This is a genomic window from Flavobacterium filum DSM 17961, from assembly GCF_000425465.1.
Lineage (GTDB): Bacteria > Bacteroidota > Bacteroidia > Flavobacteriales > Flavobacteriaceae > Flavobacterium > Flavobacterium filum.
In genome coordinates this window covers 44,235-65,435 of the sequence record NZ_KE384381.1, presented here as the reverse complement: position 1 = coordinate 65,435, position 21,201 = coordinate 44,235, and the positions used below count along the sequence as shown (strand labels likewise).

The window sequence follows — 21,201 nt, the reverse complement described above, 5'->3', positions numbered from 1 at the left end:
TTTTTTACAAAGGTAGTCTTCAAAAATGCTTTAAAATATATATTTTTGTTAAAAAACTACCTTGAAAAGTTACTTCATTCAATATAAGCCGTTTTTAGAATTTTTATTAAAATTCTTTTTAAGCTACATTATTTTAACGCTCGTTTATCAATTTTATTTGAATCGTTTTGATGAAAAAGCCCTAGAAGTGGATTCAATTACCGAGATGGTTGCACGTCAAACACAACAAACCGTTCAGTTTTTTGGTTATCAATCGAAGAATTTGCCTCATGAAACGCAAAATTCAATCAAACTTTTTGTTGAAAATAAATTTGTAGCAAGAGTAGTGGAAGGCTGTAATGCGTTTAGTGTAATTATTTTATTCATTGCTTTTGTAATTGCTTTTAAAGGTACATTCAAAAAAACGCTTTTATTTATTCTGATTGGGAGCGTCTTGATTTATGTGTTGAATATAATCAGAATTGCCGTAATTGCAATAGCATTATTTCATTATCCTGAATATGAACATATATTGCACGGGGTTGTTTTTCCGTTGTTAATTTATGGAGTTGTCTTTTTATTATGGGTGGTTTGGGTAAATAAATATTCAATTTATGGACAAAAAAAATAGTGTTTCCTTGCTAAATTGGTTGCTCATTTCCTCTTGCGTTTTGCTTTTGGCATTGATTCGTTTTTTTGAAACCCAATTGTTTTATGATCCATTTATTGCGTATTTCAAAAGTGACTATTTGCAACTTCCTTTTCCTGAATTTTCTTTTTTTAAATTGATCTCTTATACGCTTTTGCGTTATGTGCTCAATGCAGGCTTGTCATTAGCTATAATTTATCTATTGTTTAAAGATGTACGGTTGACAAAATTTGCCTTCTTACTTTATATTATTTTAGTTTTTCTTTTGTTAATTGCTTTAACAATATTGCTGTTTTTCTTTGATGAAAAAAGCAATTTTATTTTATTCTACGTGAGAAGATTTCTCATTCAACCCTTATTTTTAGTGTTATTCGTACCTGCTTTTTATTTTCAAAAAAGACAAACCGATTGATATTTTTTGTACCTTTAATGAGATAATTAGGTACAATGAGAGTTACAAAATTTTCCGGTGAATTAGTACATTTTGATAAAAGAAAATTAGAAAAATCACTTCAAAAATCAGGAGCTAATCAGCTTATGGTAGATCAGATTTTGTCTGAAATCGAAAAAACGCTTTACGAAGGTATTCCCACCAAAAAAATATACAAACTCGCTTTTCAATTACTCAAAAAATTATCAAATGCTCATGCAGCTCGTTATAATTTGCGGACTGCGGTACAGAACTTGGGTCCTGCCGGATTTTATTTTGAGAAGTTCATTGCTAAATTATTTGAACAAGAAGGATTTCAAACGCAAACCAATTTGATATTGGAAGGAAAATGCATTTCGCACGAAATCGATGTCTTGCTCAAAAAAGAAAATACCGTTGCTATGATTGAATGTAAATTTCATGGTAGCCAAGATGCGAAAACCGATGTAAAAGTTCCACTTTACATTTTATCTCGTTTTAACGATTTAAAAAACAAAGATTTTTCGGTTTTTAATTCGGCCTTTTCAATTCAGAGCTGTTGGATAGTTACCAATAATCGTTTTACGGAGGATGCTATTCAATTTGGGCAATGTTCCGGACTTCAATTACTGAGTTGGGATTTTCCAAAAGGGAATAGTATTCGTAATAAAATCGATGCCACGCAACTTTATCCGGTTACCTGTTTAACGACTTTGAGTTTGGCAGAAAAAGATAAATTATTGATGCAAGAAATTATTACCGTGAAAGATTTAGTAAACCAATCCGATTGGTTAAAAAAAATTGAATTAAGTCCACAAAGAATAAAAAATTGCCTACGAGAAGTTAATCAATTGTGTACTTCAATACATTAAGTCATGAAAATTCATTTTTTAGGAGGAACAGGAACTGTAACAGGTTCAAAAACACTGATTGAATCAAACGAAACCCGAATTTTAATTGATTGTGGTTTGTTTCAAGGAATCAAATCTTTACGAGATTTAAACTGGCAACCCTTGATTGTCAATCCTTCAACGATAGATTTTGTTTTGCTTACACACGGTCACCTTGATCATTGTGGTTGGTTGCCTTTATTAGTGAAACAAGGCTTTAAAGGTAAAATATTTTGTACTGCACCAACCAAGCAAATTTCAAAATTAATTTTAGCCGATAGTGCCAAAATTCAAGAGGAAGAGGCTTCAAAAGCGAATCAAGAGCATTTTTCCAAACATAATCCAGCCGAACCACTCTATTCAGTAGCCGATGCAGAACGAGTAACACCCTTTTTTAGAGTGGTGGAACCTAATTTGGAAATTAAATTAACAGATGACTGTTATTTTACATTTTTTCCTTCTTCACATATTCTTGGGGCTTGTTCTATTGCGTTGCATGCCGAAGAAAAAACGCTTATTTTTTCAGGGGATGTGGGTCAAGATGATGATGTTCTCATGCATCCGCCTCAAAAACCAAAATCGGGCGATTATATCTTTTTAGAATCTACCTACGGAAATCGTCTTCATCCTCAAAACGATGTATTGTTTGATGTTGAGAAAACCATTAATACAACAATTAGTCGTGGTGGAAATGTTATTATTCCCAGTTTTGCAGTAGAGCGAGTGCAAACGGTGATGTATTTAATCTGGCAGTTGCGTTTGCAAAATCGCATTCCAAATGTGCCTTACATCATTGATACTCCAATGGGAATCAAAGTTTTGGATGTTTTTAATGACAATCCGAAATGGCATAAATTGAATCCACATGAATGTGAAGAAATGTGTAGAATGTTTACCATGATTTCCGATTATGAAGATACCATCAATGCCATTTATGACAAAAGACCAAAAGTAGTAATTGCCGCTAGTGGAATGATAACCGGTGGAAGAGTTTTGACGTACTTGGAACGCTACATTGATAAACCGGAAAACACGGTAATGTTGGTCGGATATCAAGCTGAAGGAACTCGGGGACGAAAATTATTGGAAGGTGCCAAAGAAATCAAGTTTTTCGGAAAATATTATCCGGTAGAAGCTGAAGTGGTTTTAGTCGAAGGACTTTCCGCTCATGGCGACCAAAAAGATTTACTCAATTGGTTGAGCGAATTAAAACAAAAACCAAAAAAAATATTTTTAGTGCATGGCGAAAATGATGCCGCCGACACCTTGCGAACTAAGATTTTTGAACAATACAGTTACGATGCTATGGTGCCGCTTTTAGGTCAAGTAGTTGAGATCTAATTCAATTAACATTTTTTTTAATCAAACTAATGTAAAAAAAAGTAACTTTGTAGCATGAATTTCAAAAAATGCACAAGTATTTTAATGGCTTTTTATCTGCTGATTACTTCCAGCGGATTAGCTTTTAATGTGCATTATTGTGGTGATACGATTGCTTCTGTTTCCTCTGTTTTTAATACAGAAGAGCCTTGTGAAATGAAAATGGTTCAAAAAGAAAAAGCTTGTTGTGCCATTTCTTCTGATACCCACGACGGTTGTTGTTCCGATGAAACCATTCAAGCCGATTTGGATGATGTGGTGATCAAACAACTGCATTTTGATTTGGATTGTGTTTCGGTTTTACCCGTTTTAGCATTTACTTTTTTTACTCCTAGCGAGGAGTCAATTGATAATCAAATTTTAGATTATTATTGCGATGCTCATGCACCGCCGCTTTATCAACTTTACTCTCAATACGTTTTTTACGCCTGATTTTAGATTAAACTACATTTCACTTTGGTGAAAAAATCACGTTTAATTTAAAATACTTTTTAATGAAAAAACAAATTATAGGATTTGTGTTTTTGTTGATTTCATCTTTGTTTTTTGCACAAGAAAAAGTAACAGGGAAAATCACTTACGATACAAACCAACCTTTACAAGGAGCCAATATTTACTGGCAAAACACCCAAATTGGTGCAGTTTCTGATGAAAATGGAAATTTCTCTATTCCATTTTCGTCCGAAAATACGATTTTAGTAATTAGTTATGTAGGTTTTAAAACCGTTAACTTAACCATTACAGAACCTAAATTTATTACCCAAAATTTAGAATTTGATACTGCTTTGGATGAAGTTACTTTAACAAAAGTTAGAAAATCACTTCAAAAAAATTATATGGCTCCGGCCAACATCCAAACTATGACAAGTAAAGAATTGCTCAAAGCAGCTTGTTGCAATTTATCTGAAAGTTTTGAAACCAATCCGTCTATTGATGTCAATTTTTCGGATGCGGTTTCAGGAAGTCGTCAAATTAGAATGTTGGGTCTTACAAGTCCTTATATTTTAATGACGGAGGAAAATATTCCGGCTATTCGTGGTGCTTCACAAGCCTACGGACTTTCATTTGTACCCGGAACCTGGGTAGAAAGCATTCAGATAACCAAAGGTGCCGGTTCGGTTGCTAATGGTTTTGAAAGTATTTCGGGTCAAATTAATTACGAAATGATCAAGCCACACAATGACATTCCATTTTTCTTGAATGCCTATGGGTCAACTGATTCACGTTTCGAATTGAACACTCATTTTAATAAAAAAGTTACAGATAAATGGGCCACCAGTTTGTTTCTTCACGGAAATGCCAGAGTGGCTAAAAACGATATGAATGACGATGGTTTTTTGGATAATCCCATTGGAAAACAAATCAATGCTATCAACCGTTGGCAATATACCGATGCCGAAAAAGGATGGGTGAGTTTTGTCAATTTTCGATATATGAACGATGAAAAACAAACCGGTCAAGTAGCTTTTGAACCGAATAGGGATAGAGGGACTACTAATAATTGGGGCTCAGAAATCAAAACGGAAAAGCTAGATATTTCATCTAAAATTGGCTATGTATCTCCCGAAATTCCGTGGCGTTCGGTTGGGTTTCAAAATGCATTTAATTACCATAAACAAAACTCGTATTTTGGATTAAATGAATATGATATTACGCAACGCAGTTTTTATTCCAATTTGGTTTACAATTCGATTTTGAGTAATACATTGCATAAATTTGCAACAGGTTTAAATTTCACGTACGATCAATTCTCAGAAAATGTAAATCAAATTGATTTTAGTAGAATTGATAATTCCGTTGGTGCTTTTTTTGAATATACCTACTGCAATGATGACGACTTAAGTTATGTTTTGGGAGGTAGAGTAGATTACCACAATCGATTGGGTGTTTTTGTAACACCTAGAGCCCATTTGCGATACAAACCTTTTGAAAAAACCACTTTCAGAATTTCTGCCGGAAGAGGAAAACGCAGTGCCAATATTTTTGCCGAAAACCAACAGCTATTCGCATCGTCTCGACAATTTCAAATTCTGGATACACAAGGTAGAATTTATGGTTTAGATGCCGAAATAGCCTGGAATTATGGATTTAGTTTCCTACAGGGGTTTAAAGTTTTTGGCAAGGAAGCCGAGTTTTCAGTAGATTTTTACCGAACCGATTTCCAAGATCAAGTGGTGGTTGATGTGGATAACAGTCCGCAGCAAGTACTTTTTTATAACTTGGATGGAAAATCCTTTGCGAATAGTTTGCAAGTAGATTTGAGTTATGAACTGGCACAACATTTCAATATCAGAACAGCTTATAAATTTTATGATGTGCAAACTACGTATACCATAGGACAAATAGAAAGACCTTTACAAGCCAAACATCGTTTTTTTACGAATATCGCCTATGAAACACACGTAAAAGAAAAAGGACAACAATGGAAATTTGATTTCACCTACAATTGGATGGGAAAACAACGCTTACCTCGAACACAATCAAATCCCGAAGAATTTCGTTTGCAGGAGTTTGCCAACCCGTTTTCGGTGATGAATGCTCAAATTACCAAAACCTTTTCCAAAACCTTTGAAATTTATGTAGGAGCTGAAAACTTAGGCAATTACCAACAAAAAAATCCAATTTTAGGAAATAATGATCCTTTTGGTCCCTATTTTGATAGTTCAATGGTATATGCTCCCGTTTTTGGGGCAATGTATTACACCGGATTGCGTTTTAAAATTGAATAGTAACAATATCAGAAGTCAATAACAATAACAATATCAAAAGTTAATAATATGATGAAAAAATTAATTTTAGTACTGATGGTTTCTTTAATAGGAATTTCAGTTCAAGCACAAGAAAAGAAAAACAAAAATGCCAAACATGAAATTGAAGTAAACGGCAATTGCGATATGTGTAAAAAACGTATCGAAAAAGCAGCTTTGTCTGTCAAAGGTGTGAAATCTGCCGTATGGCATATAGATCATCATGATTTACATTTGGTTTTGGATGAGACCAAATGTACAATTGATCAAATTCACCAAGCTATAGCAAAAGTAGGTCATGATACCGACAAAGTAAAAGCTTCAGATGAAGCCTATAACAATCTTCATGGCTGTTGTAAGTTTGATAGAAAACAATAAATTTAAAATTCCGATAACGTTATCGGAATTTTTTTTTGAATTTGATTTTAGTTAACCTATTTTCATTTACATTTGACTCCTAATTTCATTCGTTTGAAAACAGTAAAAGACATATGTAATCATCACAAAGGATATTTTTCCTTATTGTTGCTTTTTGTCTTTTTATATTCCGGTTTCGTTAGAAGTTATGTAGTTACCGATTTCTCTACTCTACCGGTAAAAAAATTAATCCAAGCTCATAAAAGTACTGAAGTTGATGCACAACAAGATCATCTCATTATTTTTAATGCGGTGAATCAATTGGAGAAAAATGATTCGGAGTCGGATGATTTACATCATGATTTGATTTCTTTTGAAACGGCAACCACTAGTGCATCTTATGTTGCTAATGTTACTATTTCTCCCAAATTAAAATTTGCCAAGGCAATCAATCTTCCGCTTTACGATTTGTTTTGTAAGTGGAAGTTCCATCTTTCTTAATACACAATTTTATTGAATCGTAAGGGTACACCTTACCACCTTCACTGTGTATTAATCTATTTCATTTTCAATGAAAACACATTCAATTGGTTTTGATGAACCTGCCGTTCTTCATAAACTAGCACATTATTTACCGGCCCAAAATCCGTTAAAAGATTTTGTGCATCATAATACTTTGCACGCTTTTCAAGAATTACCTTTTCCTAAAGCCTTGCAAAAAGCTACTACTATTTTTGGCTATAAAACCTATTTACCTTTGTCTGATTTTAGAAATCGTTTTGCCAAAGGTGAAATTCAGGAAGCCGTGTTAAATAGAATCATTTCGAAACAAAAAGGAGAAGATGAAATCTCTTTTTGGAAAGATAAAATGTTGCATCAATCCTATGACGAATCGGTTTCTCCTAGAATTGGCAGTTTACGTTCCAATTGGAAAAAACATTATGCCATCAATTTGGAAAAATCTACGCATAGTTTGTTGTTTCGAATTTTATGCAGTTACCTCGATCAAGGCATTGCTATTTGGAATTTTCCGGTACATGACAAAGGTTTTTTGTCTTCTATCAGAGAATTGGAAAAAAATACTTTTAAAGGAATTTTTTCGTCACCACGAACCAAAAAACTATTACAAGAAAAAGCTTCCATTACCCAACTTTTGGAAATTGTGGTTGGAAAAGAATCGTTGTTTGAAACGTATTTGTTTGACCAACAATTCGGTCATCCGGGTTGGAGTGGCATGGTAGCAACCATCGAAAGCAATCCAAATTCGTTATTAGATTCCAAAAAAATTACCTTAGAAGAATTGATTCAACTGGAACTTTTGTTGGAAATAGACACCTTGGACACCAAGTTTCATGATATTTGGGCTCCACTCGGATTTAAAGTTGAAAATCAATCGTTTACATTATTTGATAGGATTGCTTACAATGAATTGTTTGAGGTGTTATCTCTTTGGCAACAAGCTTTAGAATGGACCTTTTATGATTCGGTTTTAGCTAATTTAAAAGACGTTGAGGAAGAACTTACAACAGCAATATCAAGTTTTCAAGGTTTGTTTTGTATGGACGACAGAGAATGTTCTTTCCGAAGACACATTGAGCATTTGGATGCTAAAGCTGCAACTTTTGGAACGGCCGCTTTTTTTAATTTTGAGTTTTTTTACCAACCGGTCAATGGAAAATTTTATACCAAATTGTGTCCGGCTCCGGTAACTCCAAAATTTTTAGTAAAAGAAGAACATAGAAAGAAAAAGCAAGCCAAAGATTTGCATTATCACAAGCAATCGCACTCGTTGTTTTTTGGTTGGATTATCAGCCAAACTCTTGGGTTTTCTTCTGCATGGAAATTGTTTTTAAACATTTTTAAACCTTCCATGTCACCCGCCACTACGGCTTCTTTTAAACATCTACATAAAAAATCGAAGTTAGTGATTGAAAACACCGATACTTCTCACAAAGAAGGCGATTTACAAGTTGGTTTTACCATTGATGAAATGGCTAATCGAGTAGAAGGTCTTTTGAAAAGTATCGGTTTGGTTTCTAATTTTTCATCAATGGTTTATGTCGTGGGTCATGGTGCAACCAGTGTAAACAATACGCATTATGCGGGTTACGATTGTGGAGCTTGCTCGGGCAGACCTAGTTCTGTAAATGCAAAAGTGGCCAGTTTTGCGGCAAATCATCCCAAAGTGAGAGGCATTCTGAAAGATCGTGGAATTGATATTCCGGATGCAACACAATTTTTGCCGGCTCTGCATGATACTACTCGTGACGAAATTGCCTTTTATGATGAAGATACTCTCACAGAGGAAAATCAATCATTACATCAGCAAAATAAAATCACGTTTGCAAAAGCATTGCAGAACAATGCCAAAGAGCGTTCCAGACGATTTGATACCATTGATACCAATGCATCGCTAGAAAAAGTGCATGAAAAAGTAAAATTACGCTCGGTTTCCTTGTTTGAACCTCGTCCGGAGTTAAATCATGCTACAAATGCGATGTGCATTGTAGGGAGGAGAAATTTGTCAAAACAGCTTTTTTTAGACCGTCGTTCGTTTTTGAATTCTTATGATTATCAAGTCGATCCATCGGGGGATTATTTAGCCGTGATACTAGGTGCTGTTGCTCCGGTAGGAGGTGGCATCAATTTGGAATATTATTTTTCAAGGGTAGACAACCAAAAGTTAGGAGCTGGCTCTAAATTACCACATAATGTGATGGGATTAATTGGGGTTGCCAACGGAATTGATGGCGATTTACGTCCCGGTTTGCCCAGTCAAATGATTGAAGTGCATGACCCGTTGCGGTTATTAGTGATAGCCGAACATTTTCCGGAAAAAGTAATGTATGCTATTACCAAAAATCCGGCCACGTATGAGTGGTTTCAAAACGATTGGGTAAAATTGGTGGCAGTTCATCCGGAAACCAAAAAATCGTATGTGTTTATAAATGAAAAATTTGAGTTGTATGAACCCATTCAGCGACCCCATTTCATTGTTGACGAATTAAAACTGGCAGAATCCACCAAAGAAAATCTTCCGGTAAGTATCCTTTCTAATGTTTTGAGCCATGAATGAGTTTTTGCAATTTTTTATTTTATTTCCGTTTTTGGGTTTTATCATCAGTTTGTTTTTACCCGAAGCCAAAGAAAAAACCATCTCTTGGACCGCCTTTGGCACTGTTTTTTTACAGCTAATCGGAATTACCGCATTTATCATTTGGTGGTTGTTTGAGGGTGCTCCCGATTTGAATTTGGTTGAGCTTTCCGTTTTGAAAACAGCTCATTATGAGTTTTTTATCGATTTTTATTTTGATAAAGTTTCGGCCGTTTATTTGTTTATCGGAGCTTTACTAACTTCAATGATAACCACTTATAGTCGGTATTATTTGCATCGCGAAAAAGGTTACAAACGTTTTTTTAATACCGTTTTGTTTTTCTTTTTCGGTTATAATTTGGCGATATTATCCGGAAACTTTGAAACGTTATTCATAGGTTGGGAAATTATCGGAATTTCTTCCTTTTTATTAATCGCTTTTTATAGAGAACGTTATCTTCCGGTTAAAAACGCCTTTAAAGTATTTTCGATTTATCGGATTGGTGATGTAGGTTTGTTGCTGGCCATGTGGGCAAGTCACCATCTGTTTCATGAAAACATCACCTTCATGAAATTGAATAATTATGAAATGGTGAGCGAGCATTTGCAAAATCATTCCATCATTGGGATTTTTATTGCACTTTGTTTGGCTTGTGCTGCGGCTGCAAAATCGGCTCAAATCCCTTTTTCATCGTGGTTACCTCGAGCTATGGAAGGGCCAACGCCTTCGAGTGCCATTTTTTATGGTTCATTGTCTGTTCATTTAGGTGTTTTTCTCATGTTGCGAACATTTCCGTTTTGGGAACATCAAACAGCCATTCGAATAGCAATTGGTTTGATGGGCTTAACCACAAGTTTGATGGCTTCATTAATGGCTCGTGTTCAATCATCCGTAAAAAGTCAAGTAGCGTATAGTTCTATCGGACAAATCGGAATAATTTTTATTGAAATCGCTTTAGGTTTTGAAACATTAGCTTTGATTCACTTTGCCGGAAATGCATTTTTACGCACCTATCAATTATTGGTTTCTCCTTCTGTGGTAAGTTATTTGATTCGCGATCAGTTTTATCATTATAAACCTAAAGAAAAGGCTATTGAGGATTCGTATCCCAAAAAAATAGAATATACCTTATATATTTTGGCTTTGAAAGAATTCAATTTAGAAGGATTTTTGAACATGGTGCTTTGGCGACCATTGAAGATTATTGGCAAATCGTTAGATTTTTTAAATATCAAGCGTATCTATTTATTCTTTATTCCGCTTTATTTGATTGGATTTTTGACCTATAAATTCAGAGTGGAGTTACCTAGTCAAATAGCCAACATTTTACCGGAAGTATTTGCATTCATCGGATTGGTCTTTGTTTTCAAATCATTTTCCGAACGCAGAAGTCCATTTTTAGCTTGGATATTGATTGTGCTCAATCATTTTTGGATTGCTTTGGCCATCGTATTTAATGATAAAGTGAGTGTAAGCGAAATTGTTTATTATTTGGCGGGTGTTGTAGTTACCGGAATCATTGGATATGTAGCATTAATTCAACTAAGTAAATTAGAAAGAAGAATCTTGATAAGTCAATATTTGGGTCATGTGTATGAACATCCAAAATTTGCTTTTTTCTTTTTAGTAGCAACACTTGGCATTACCGGATTTCCAATTACATCCACATTTATAGGCGAAGATTTGATTTTTAGTCATATTGATAGCCATCAGCTTTTCTTAGCCTTTTTTGCCGCTTCTAGTTTCGTTGTTTCCGGTATTGCCGGCATCCGAATCTATGCTCGCTTATTCCTAGGCCCACACATAAAAACGTATCATGAATTACCTTATCGTTCCTCTTAAATTATTTTAAAAAAATGAAATCAACTCAAAATAAATATGTTCCTGCTGATGGATTGGCAGGATTTAAAGAAAATTTTAAAACCGACGCTATTTCCGGTTTTATTGTGTTTTTATTGGCTTTACCTTTAAGTTTAGGTATTGCTAAAGCTTCTGATTTTCCTCCTATAATGGGTTTAATTACAGCCATAATTGGTGGCATCGTTGTGTCTTTTTTTATGGGATCACGTTTGACTATCAAAGGTCCTGCAGCCGGTTTAATTGTAATTGTTGCCGGAGCTGTTGCCGAATTTGGTCAAGGAGACAGCCAACTAGGTTGGAAACTAGCTTTGGGTGCCATGGTGGTAGCCGGTGTAATTCAAATTTTATTCGGAATATTAAAATTGGGAAAACTAGCCGACTTTTTTCCGCTTTCAGCCATTCATGGTATGTTAGCAGCTATTGGAATTATCATTATTACCAAACAAATTCCGGTTTTACTGAATGATAATCCGGCTTTAGCAAAAGGATTAGGTCCAATTGAATTGTTGATGAATATTCCAAAATTTGTATTGAATCTTGATGCAAAAGCTTCTATCATTGGAGTAGTGAGTTTGGTAATTATGATGGGATGGCCATATATTAAAAACAAAACCATCAAAATGATTCCGGCACCATTGGTTGTACTTTTATTTGCCATTCCGTGTGAATTGTTTATGGATTTTGCTCATACCGAACCGCCTTATGCTTTAGTAAAAATTGGCAGTTTGGTTGATAGTTTAAATATTAATGCCAGTTTTGCCGGTTTTTCGCAAACCGGATTGTTTATAAAATATGTCATTATGTTTGCTTTGGTTGGTACATTGGAGTCTTTACTCACTGTAAAAGCAATAGATTTAATGGATCCATATAAACGAAAATCAAACATGAACAAAGATTTGATTGCTGTTGGAATTGGAAATACAATAGCTGCATTTCTTGGTGGTCTGCCAATGATTTCAGAAGTGGCACGTTCGTCATCCAATGTAAATAACGGAGCAAAAACCCGTTGGGCTAACTTTTTTCACGGTTTTTTCATCTTACTATTTGTTTTGTTGGCAACACCAATATTAGAAATGATTCCCAATGCAGCTTTGGCCGCCATGTTAATTACAGTTGGAATTAAATTAGCACATCCGAAAGAATTCATTCACACGTTTAAAATAGGAAAAGAACAATTAGCTATTTTCCTAGTGACCATTTTCTTTACCTTATTTGAAGATTTATTAGTAGGAATTGCTGCCGGTATGGCATTAAAAATTATTATTCACTTGATAAACGGAACGCCAATTTCATCCTTGTTTAAAGCTCCAACCATTGTTTCATTTGAAGGGGATAATTATTTGGTTGAAATAAATAAAGCCGCTATTTTTACTAACTTTTTGGGGGTAAAAAGCAAATTAGAAGCCATTCCGTATGGTTTTAATGTAACAATTGACCTTAAAAAGACTAAATTAGTAGATCATTCTGTGATGGAAAATTTAGAGCATTTCAAACATGATTATGAAGCGAATGGTGGAATGGTAGTAATTAAAGGATTAGATAATCACAAATCACTATCTAGTCATCCGTTGTCATCCAGAAAAAACAAAATGGTCATTCAGCATGAAACAGAGAAAATTAGTATTTAAGGGTATTTTGCTCCTTTTCGGATTTTTACACACAACAAGTTATGCACAAGTAAAAACATCCAATGAAAATGTATGGTTACATTATTTTGGGAAAAATAAGTTGTCTGAAAAATTATCCTTTTCATTTGAAGGAACCATGCGTTATGCCAATGGATTTTCTGAAAAGCAACAATATTTTATTCGCCCTTCTTTTGATTATCAAATTACGAAAAGCTTCTCCGGAAGTGTCGGGTATAGTCATTACAACACGTATGTATATGGAAATCCTTCGTTAAATAGAATAAATATACCAGAGGATCATTTTTGGATTCAAGGAACGTTTGTTCATCAAAACGGAAACCTTAAAATTACACATCGTTTACGTGATGAATTTCGCTATGTTGGCATTGCAAAACAACAAACGAATGGAGATTTTGAAATAGATCATTACGAATACCGCAACCGATTACGGTATATGCTTTTATTCAATTATCCATTAATAAAGAAAGCAAATGAAACCCAATTGTTTGGGATTTTAGGGGATGAGGTTTTTTTGAATTTAGGTTCAAATGCTGGTAAAACACTTTTAAATCAAAATCGAATTATAGCTGGTTTTGGGTATAATTTTGATAAAAATCATCAACTACAACTTTGCTATATTCAGCAGCATATTTGGAATTTTGCCAATACGCTTCAAGAAGATAATCCGACTGTTCGATTGAGTTATGTAACTAATTTTGATTGGCGAAAATAAATTCGTTTCCATTATTAAAAACAAAATCCGTCAAGAATTGCTTCAAGACGGATTTTTTATTTTGAGATTAGACTAATCACTAATTACTAGTAACTAATCACTAACTTAATTACATCATCCCCGGCATTCCACCACCCATTGGCATTCCACCTCCGGCATTTTCTTCTTTGATTTCAACCAAAGCACATTCTGTAGTTAAAATCATTCCGGCAACTGAAGCCGCGTTTTCCAAAGCAACACGGGTTACTTTTTTCGGGTCAATAATTCCTGCTTTTAGCATATCAACATATTCATCCGATTTGGCATTGTAACCAAAATCACCTTTACCTTCAGCAACTTTTGCAACAACAACAGATCCTTCTAATCCGGCATTTTCAACAATGGTTCGCAATGGAGCTTCAACCGCACGAGAAACAATTTGAATTCCGGTTGCCTCATCAGCATTATCAGCTTTTAAGTTGGCTAAAACGGCTTTTGCTCTTAGTAATGCTACACCACCACCGGCAACAATTCCTTCTTCAACAGCAGCTCTGGTTGCGTGTAAAGCATCATCCACACGGTCTTTTTTCTCTTTCATTTCTACTTCAGAAGCAGCACCTACATAGAGAACCGCAACACCTCCGGCTAATTTAGCCAAACGCTCTTGTAATTTTTCACGGTCATAATCTGACGTAGTGGTTTCCATTTGAGCTTTAATTTGGTTCACTCGATTTTTAATCAAATCACCATTTCCGGCTCCGTTTACGATGGTTGTATTGTCTTTATCGATAGCTACTTTTTCTGCTGTTCCCAACATTTGTAAAGTAGCATTTTCTAATGTATAACCACTCTCTTCTGCAATTACAGTTCCTCCGGTTAAGATGGCAATATCTTCTAACATCGCTTTTCTTCTGTCACCAAAACCAGGAGCTTTCACTGCAGCAATTTTTAAGGCTCCACGTAATTTGTTAACTACTAAAGTAGAAAGAGCTTCACCATCCACATCTTCAGCAATGATTAATAATGGCTTTCCGGATTGAGCTACCGGTTCTAAAACTGGTAATAACTCTTTTAAAGAAGAGACTTTTTTGTCATATAATAAAATGAATGGATTTTCTAATTCTACATTCATTTTTTCAGGATTGGTAACAAAGTAAGGGGATAAATACCCTCTGTCAAATTGCATTCCTTCTACCACATCTACGTATGTATCCGTTCCTTTTGCTTCTTCCACAGTGATTACACCTTCTTTACCAACTTTTCCGAAAGCTGTGGCAATTAATTCGCCAATCACTTCATCATTATTAGCAGAAATAGAAGCTACTTGTTTAATTTTTTCAGTAGAACTTCCTACTTCTTTGGCTTGTTTACCTAATTCAGCAACAATAGCTTCAACGGATTTATCGATTCCTCTTTTTAAATCCATTGGATTAGCACCGGCAGCAACGTTTTTCAAACCTTCTTTCACGATGGCTTGAGCTAAAACTGTTGCAGTTGTTGTTCCGTCTCCGGCTAAATCATTGGTTTTTGAAGCAACTTCTTTTACCATTTGAGCTCCCATATTTTCAAGAGCATCTTTCAATTCAACTTCTTTAGCAACTGTTACACCGTCTTTGGTCACAGTTGGTCCCCCAAATGATTTACTGATAGTTACATTACGACCTTTTGGTCCTAAGGTTACTTTTACTGCGTTCGCTAATGCATCAACTCCACGTTTTAAACCATCACGTGCTTCAATGTCGAATTTAATATCTTTTGCCATTTTTTTAAATTTTAAATAATTTGAATATTCAGTTAGTCATTATACGATAGCTAAAATATCGTCTTCTCTCATGATAAGGTAATCTTTGCCGTCTAATTTTAATTCGGTTCCGGCATATTTTCCGTATAAAACTGTGTCACCTACTTTTACGGTCATGGTGTGGTCTTTTTTTCCGTTACCAACGGCAACAACGGTTCCTCTTTGTGGTTTTTCTTTAGCCGTATCAGGGATAATGATTCCTGATGCTGTAGTAGTTTCGGCAGGAGCCGGCTCTACTAAAACGCGGTCTGAAAGGGGTTTAATGTTTACTGACATAATTATTTTGTTTTATTAAATTAAGTTTGACGTTTTCGATTAGTCAGAAATTATGCCAATCGAAAGAAACTGACATTTTTTCAGTTGAGTCAAAAAAAAAATCCCGATTGCTCGGGATTTCTTTTATAAAATGTATTATTATTTTTGTTCTTCTGTATTTGGAGCTGTTTCAGCTGGTTTTTCAGTAGCCGGAGCTTCCATTGCTGGAACCGTAACTTCTGTTTTTGCTGGAGCAGCATCACCTTTCTCGATGGTGATTGCTTCCGATTTTCCATTGAAAGCTAATGATGATAACATGATTAAAGCAATCAAAATGATCCCTAAAGTCCATGTACTTTTATCTAAAAAGTCTGTTGTTTTTTGCACGCCACCAATTTGTTGAGAGTTTCCAAACGTAGAAGATAAACCTCCACCTTTAGGGTTTTGAACCATGATTACGACGATAAGTAAAAAACAAACAATTGTTATTAATACTAAAAAAACTGAAAATCCCATGCTATTGATTATTTTGTTGTAAAATTTTAATGTCCTTAATTCGGTCTGCAAAGAAAATACTTTTTTCCGGATATTTCAAAATTAATATTTCATAAGCTTGAATTGCTTTACTATATTTTTTTTGTTCCAAATAAACTCTGGCTAAAGTTTCAGTCATTAAATGGGAAGTATCGCCTATTTCAAAGGGTTTTGAAGGGGTTTCAACAAGATCTTTAGCCGGTGTAATTTTTGGATTTGTCTCAATAAATTTATCAATAATGGCTAGTTTTTTTAATTTTTCTGGTGCCGCTTTGATTTCATTTTGAACTTTTTCAGTTGTAGTTTCAAAGTCATTTGTCTCTTCAATTCGATTAATCGGCTTAAAAGAAGTCAATTGTAACCATTCCTGAAACGAATGTTTTTCGTTAACCGCAAACGAAATGGGTTTTCCTATTTCAAGTTTTTCTTCAATTTCAACTTTAGTTTCTTCTTTTTCAATTTCAATTTGTTCAATAGGTTGTTCTACCTCAATTACTTCATTAACTTCAAGTTCATCACCTACATTTATTTTTTCAATGAGTTCTTCATTACTTATTGAAACGTCAAAGGATTCATTATACTCCGAAATTACTTCTTCTATGTTTGTAATTGGTTCAACTTCATTCGATGAAGTTGTTTCCTCTATGTCTTTTTCAATTTTTACAAAATCAACATCAATTGTTTCAAATTCTACAGTAGGTTTAACGGAAATAGCACAAATTTCTTCAATTTTTTCTGTTTTTTCACCTTCAACATGTTCCATTTCAATAACTTCCATTTCCAATAATTGAGCTAGTTTTTGTTCATAATGGTCTTTTTCCAAAACAACAAATTCAGAGGAAGTGATAAAATCAAACAACACGCTTCTGTCTGTTGTGAAAGCAGCGGTCTTTTTTAAAGCAAAATTGTATTTGTAGCTATCTTGGTTGTATAATCCTTTAAGATATAAAGCTCTAGCACTCTGAAAATAGGGAAAATTTTCAACTACTTTCTCCAATTCCTGAGCTTGCTTTTCGTTGAAAGCATTTGGATTGTTTAATAAGAAAGTATATTCGGATAGATTCAAAATGGTAATTGAATTGATTTATCAAATGTAATAAAAATAATAGTTATGAAAAAAGGTTTAAATTACCATTTAGCTAATGAAGCATTAAAAATATCTTGTGTAATTCGCTCAAAAATTTCCAATTTCGCTAAATTGAGTGTTTCTCCTACCAATTGACGGTCGGCCGGATAATCATAAAAAAATGAAAATGATTTTTCAAAATTGTCTTCTTCCTTTTTATTATTGATAAAACGAACATTTACGGTAAATGTCAATCGGTTTTGAGCTGTACGTTGATCTGCAGTTGCAGTCATTGGAGAAATTCGGAATCCGGTAATTTCGCCTTCATAAATCAAATCGCCACCAGAATTTGTTAGGTTTAGATTGGTTTGATTTTGAATTAAATCTTGAAGAGCTAACGTAAAATCACGTTCAATTCCGGGTTCTATTAATTCGGCATTATTCTGAAAATAATTCACCTGAAATGTTTTTGCATCAATTTTTCCGGTTCCGGTAAAATTATAGTATTTGCAACTATTTAAGAGAAATGTTGTTGCTAGAATTAAAGTAAATATTAAGATTCTCTTCATGGTTTACAAATCAAATTGTTTAATTTTTCGATATAATGTACGCTCCGAAATACCTAACTCATCGGCGGCAGCTTTTCGTTTTCCTTTGTTGCGTTCCAATGCTTTTTTGATGAGTTCAATTTCTTTGGCATCCAAACGCAAGGTTTCTTCTTCTTCCACTGTTTCCGCAAAAAGATAGTCTTGATCATCGTCATCATCTTCAAATTCTTCTTGATCCGGAATTGGTTGTACCGGAATGACGTTCATTCGAGGTTCCTCAAACGGAATTTCGGTTTCCTCTTTGCTGCCGTAAATTTTTTGAATTAAATTTTTGTTCGTCTCTTGTACTTTGGCACTTCCGTTTTGCATTAATTCTAATGTGAGTTTCTTCAAATCATTCAAATCACTTTTCATGTCAAAAAGCACTTTGTACAAGATTTCTCGTTCGTTACTAAAATCGCTTTCCGCTTTTTTATCTTTAATAACTGCCGGAAGATTCGAACCTTCTTGTGGCAAATAACTATATAAGGTTTGGTACGAAATGTTTCGATGCGTTTCTAAAACCGAAATTTGTTCGGCAATGTTTCGCAATTGACGAATATTTCCGCTCCAGCGATATTTCAGCAATAAATCCACCGCATTATCCTCTAATTTGATGGGCGGCATTTTGTATTTCTGACTAAAATCGGCGGCAAATTTTCTAAATAACAAATGAATATCCTCTTTACGGTCTCTTAATGGAGGAAGCGTAATCTCAACGGTACTCAATCGATAGTACAAATCTTCACGGAATTTTCCTTTTTCAATCGCATCAAACATATTTACGTTGGTAGCCGCCACAATACGAACATTCGTTTTTTGTACTTGCGATGAACCTACTTTAATAAATTCGCCATTTTCCAATACACGAAGTAAACGAACTTGAGTGGTTAAAGGTAATTCACCCACTTCATCCAAAAAAATAGTTCCGCCATCGGCTACTTCAAAATAACCATCACGAGCTCCGGTTGCACCTGTAAATGCTCCTTTTTCGTGACCAAACAGTTCACTGTCAATGGTTCCCTCAGGAATGGCTCCACAGTTTACAGCGATATATTTTCCGTGCTTTCGGTGTGAAAGCGAATGAATAATCTTTGGAATACTTTCTTTTCCCACACCACTTTCACCGGTTACCAAAACCGAAATGTCGGTAGGAGCAACCTGAATGGCTTTTTCTATCGCACGATTGAGTTTCGGATCATTTCCGATGATTTCAAATCGTTGTTTTATGTTTTGAACGCTTTCCATGTTTTACTTAGCCACGAATTTCACGAATTTCACGAATTTTTTTATGACACTAATCTTTTGTGTTGAAGTGATTTAATATTAAAATTTGCAATTATACCTAATCCGCTTTTAGTTATGTTCATATAATTTAAAGTTTGAGCAACATTTTCATCTACAATCATTTTTGATGCTTTGTTTTCAAGAATAATCTCATCATAAACAATAAAATCTGCAATAAATCTTTTTTTAAGTTTATGACCTTTGTAATCAATTATAAATTCTTTTTCTCTTTCGTATGGTATATTATGAATTTTTAATTCTATTTCAATTGCTTCTTTATATATAATTTCAAGCAATCCACCACCTAAAGTCCGATGAACTTCCATACAAATTCCAATAATTTTATAATATTCTTCCTGCTTATATAAATTCATTTTTTTGGCTTTTAATTACTATTTGAAAAATTCGTGAAATTCGTGAAATTCGTGGCGAATTATTGCATTATTTCTGAATAACCAACTGCTTCTCCAATTAATGTGGCAGCAGTACAATCGTTGATTTTTACCATCACAAAATCACCTACTTTGTAATTTTCTTTTGGGAAAACCACAACAGTGTTTTGCGAATTTCTTCCGCTCCAATGTTCGTTGGAACGTTTCGACTCTTTTTCAATTAAAACTTCAACTTCTTGTCCAACAAAACGTTTGGTTCTTTCTAAACCTAATTTTTGTTGCAAGTCGATAATCTCGTTTAAACGTCTTTTCTTTACTTCTTCCGGCACATCATCAACCATTTTTCGGGCAGCTAATGTTCCGGGACGCTCTGAATAGGCAAACATAAATCCGAAATCGTATTTCACATATTCCATCAAACTTAATGTGTCTTGATGGTCTTCTTCTGTTTCTGTAGGGAAACCTGAAATCATATCTTGTGAAAGTGAAATATCCGGAATAATTTCATAAATTTTGTCCACCAACGCCATATATTCTTCACGAGTGTGTTGACGGTTCATTTCTTTTAAAATTCGTGTGCTACCACTTTGAACCGGCAAGTGAATGTAGTTGCAAATGTTATGGTATTTGGCCATAATTTGAATTACTTCAACATGCATGTCTTGCGGATTGGAAGTAGAAAAACGAAAACGCATTTTCGGAAATTGCACCGCACACATTTCTAATAACTGAGCAAAATCTACTGCGGTTGCTTTTTGCATTTCGGTGGCTTTGTCAAAATCTTTTTTCAAACCTCCACCATACCATAAATAGCTATCTACGTTTTGACCTAAAAGTGTTACTTCTTTAAAACCTCTATCGTATAAATCTTTTATTTCTTCCAAAATACTTTGTGGCTCTCGACTTCTTTCGCGACCGCGTGTGAACGGAACTACGCAAAATGTACACATATTGTCGCAACCACGTGTGATGGAAACAAATGCATTCACACCATTGCTATTCAATCGAACCGGAGAAATATCGCCATAGGTTTCTTCTTTAGATAAAATAACGTTGATGGCATCTCTGCCTTCTTCCACCTCTTTTAAAAGGTTTGGAATATCTTTGTAGGCATCGGGACCAACCACCATATCCACAATTTTTTCTTCTTCCAAAAATTGACTTTTCAAACGCTCGGCCATACAGCCCAAAACGCCCACTTTCATTGATGGGTTAATTTTTTTAACCGCATTATATTTTTCCAAACGCTTGCGAACAGTTTGCTCGGCTTTGTCACGAATAGAACAAGTGTTCACCAAGACCAAATCGGCTTCCTCCAAGTTTTGTGTGGTGTTGTAACCTTGTTCATGCAAAATGGAAGCTACGATTTCACTGTCCGAAAAATTCATCTGACAGCCGTAACTTTCTATAAATAGCTTTTTTGTATTGCCTTCTTTTTGTTCTAAAACTAAGCTGGTTCCTTGCTTGTTTTCTTCTATTATCTTCTCCATAATCGATTTTATCTGAAATCAGTCTGCAAAGATAATACTAAAATTGAAAATATGACAAGATGGCAGTAGTTGTTTAACAAAAT

The 21,201-nt window shown here is 34.6% G+C and carries 20 protein-coding genes; 12 read left to right on the top strand and 8 right to left on the bottom strand.

Going from position 1 to position 21,201, the window contains the following annotated elements; genetic code table 11:
• Positions 1–61: 61 nt before the first annotated feature.
• From xrtF to H601_RS0113185, 12 genes are all read left to right on the top strand, one after another.
• Positions 62–610, top strand: a complete 549-nt coding sequence (xrtF, locus tag H601_RS0113240; RefSeq protein WP_026711934.1) for an exosortase family protein XrtF — start codon at positions 62–64, stop codon at positions 608–610.
• Positions 594–1,040 carry an exosortase F system-associated membrane protein gene (locus tag H601_RS0113235; protein WP_035656050.1) on the top strand — a complete coding sequence of 149 codons (447 nt, stop codon included), beginning with the start codon at positions 594–596 and terminating at the stop codon, positions 1,038–1,040. The genes xrtF and H601_RS0113235 overlap by 17 nt, the downstream gene beginning before the upstream one ends.
• 35 nt (positions 1,041–1,075) lie before the next feature.
• On the top strand, positions 1,076–1,909 hold the full coding sequence (locus tag H601_RS16745; protein ID WP_026711932.1) for a restriction endonuclease: 834 nt from the start codon (positions 1,076–1,078) through the stop codon (positions 1,907–1,909).
• 3 nt (positions 1,910–1,912) lie between these two features.
• Complete coding sequence (locus tag H601_RS16740) at positions 1,913–3,268, top strand: MBL fold metallo-hydrolase RNA specificity domain-containing protein (RefSeq protein WP_026711931.1); 1,356 nt, start codon at positions 1,913–1,915, stop codon at positions 3,266–3,268.
• A 54-nt stretch (positions 3,269–3,322) separates the two neighbouring features.
• The gene (locus tag H601_RS0113220) at positions 3,323–3,739 is read left to right on the top strand and encodes an HYC_CC_PP family protein (protein ID WP_026711930.1); all 417 of its coding nucleotides are present in this window, start codon (positions 3,323–3,325) and stop codon (positions 3,737–3,739) included.
• A gap of 62 nt (positions 3,740–3,801) precedes the next feature.
• A complete protein-coding gene (locus tag H601_RS0113215; RefSeq protein ID WP_026711929.1) occupies positions 3,802–6,036 on the top strand; it encodes a TonB-dependent receptor in 2,235 nt (744 codons plus the stop codon).
• Between the two features lie 48 nt (positions 6,037–6,084).
• Positions 6,085–6,432 (top strand): heavy-metal-associated domain-containing protein, encoded by a 348-nt coding sequence (locus tag H601_RS0113210; RefSeq protein ID WP_333696153.1) that lies wholly within the window; start codon positions 6,085–6,087, stop codon positions 6,430–6,432.
• Positions 6,433–6,525: 93 nt separating this feature from the next.
• Complete coding sequence (locus tag H601_RS0113205; RefSeq protein WP_156900414.1) at positions 6,526–6,912, top strand: hypothetical protein; 387 nt, start codon at positions 6,526–6,528, stop codon at positions 6,910–6,912.
• A 70-nt stretch (positions 6,913–6,982) separates the two neighbouring features.
• Positions 6,983–9,487 (top strand): YbcC family protein, encoded by a 2,505-nt coding sequence (locus H601_RS0113200; RefSeq protein ID WP_026711926.1) that lies wholly within the window; start codon positions 6,983–6,985, stop codon positions 9,485–9,487.
• A complete protein-coding gene (locus H601_RS0113195; RefSeq protein ID WP_026711925.1) occupies positions 9,480–11,348 on the top strand; it encodes a proton-conducting transporter transmembrane domain-containing protein in 1,869 nt (622 codons plus the stop codon). The genes H601_RS0113200 and H601_RS0113195 overlap by 8 nt, the downstream gene beginning before the upstream one ends.
• 14 nt (positions 11,349–11,362) lie before the next feature.
• On the top strand, positions 11,363–12,994 hold the full coding sequence (locus H601_RS0113190; protein ID WP_026711924.1) for a SulP family inorganic anion transporter: 1,632 nt from the start codon (positions 11,363–11,365) through the stop codon (positions 12,992–12,994).
• Positions 12,969–13,727 carry a DUF2490 domain-containing protein gene (locus tag H601_RS0113185; protein WP_035656046.1) on the top strand — a complete coding sequence of 253 codons (759 nt, stop codon included), beginning with the start codon at positions 12,969–12,971 and terminating at the stop codon, positions 13,725–13,727. The genes H601_RS0113190 and H601_RS0113185 overlap by 26 nt, the downstream gene beginning before the upstream one ends.
• A gap of 109 nt (positions 13,728–13,836) precedes the next feature.
• On the opposite strand, the gene groL is transcribed toward H601_RS0113185, so the two are convergent.
• From groL to miaB, 8 genes are all read right to left on the bottom strand, one after another.
• Entirely contained in the window at positions 13,837–15,468 is a 1,632-nt protein-coding gene (groL, locus tag H601_RS0113180) for a chaperonin GroEL (protein ID WP_026711922.1), read from the bottom strand.
• A 39-nt stretch (positions 15,469–15,507) separates the two neighbouring features.
• Positions 15,508–15,783: a co-chaperone GroES gene (locus tag H601_RS0113175; protein ID WP_026711921.1), complete on the bottom strand. Its 276-nt coding sequence runs from the start codon at positions 15,781–15,783 to the stop codon at positions 15,508–15,510.
• Between the two features lie 138 nt (positions 15,784–15,921).
• Complete coding sequence (secG, locus tag H601_RS15850) at positions 15,922–16,278, bottom strand: preprotein translocase subunit SecG (protein WP_051220763.1); 357 nt, start codon at positions 16,276–16,278, stop codon at positions 15,922–15,924.
• Between the two features lies 1 nt (position 16,279).
• A complete protein-coding gene (locus tag H601_RS0113165; RefSeq protein ID WP_026711920.1) occupies positions 16,280–17,362 on the bottom strand; it encodes a tetratricopeptide repeat protein in 1,083 nt (360 codons plus the stop codon).
• Between the two features lie 62 nt (positions 17,363–17,424).
• Positions 17,425–17,931, bottom strand: coding sequence for an LptE family protein (locus H601_RS0113160; protein WP_026711919.1), 507 nt, complete (start codon positions 17,929–17,931; stop codon positions 17,425–17,427).
• 3 nt (positions 17,932–17,934) lie between these two features.
• Positions 17,935–19,197, bottom strand: coding sequence for a sigma-54 interaction domain-containing protein (locus H601_RS0113155; protein ID WP_026711918.1), 1,263 nt, complete (start codon positions 19,195–19,197; stop codon positions 17,935–17,937).
• A 41-nt stretch (positions 19,198–19,238) separates the two neighbouring features.
• Positions 19,239–19,610: a GxxExxY protein gene (locus tag H601_RS0113150; protein WP_026711917.1), complete on the bottom strand. Its 372-nt coding sequence runs from the start codon at positions 19,608–19,610 to the stop codon at positions 19,239–19,241.
• A 59-nt stretch (positions 19,611–19,669) separates the two neighbouring features.
• Entirely contained in the window at positions 19,670–21,118 is a 1,449-nt protein-coding gene (gene miaB, locus H601_RS0113145) for a tRNA (N6-isopentenyl adenosine(37)-C2)-methylthiotransferase MiaB (protein ID WP_026711916.1), read from the bottom strand.
• Positions 21,119–21,201: the final 83 nt, after the last annotated feature.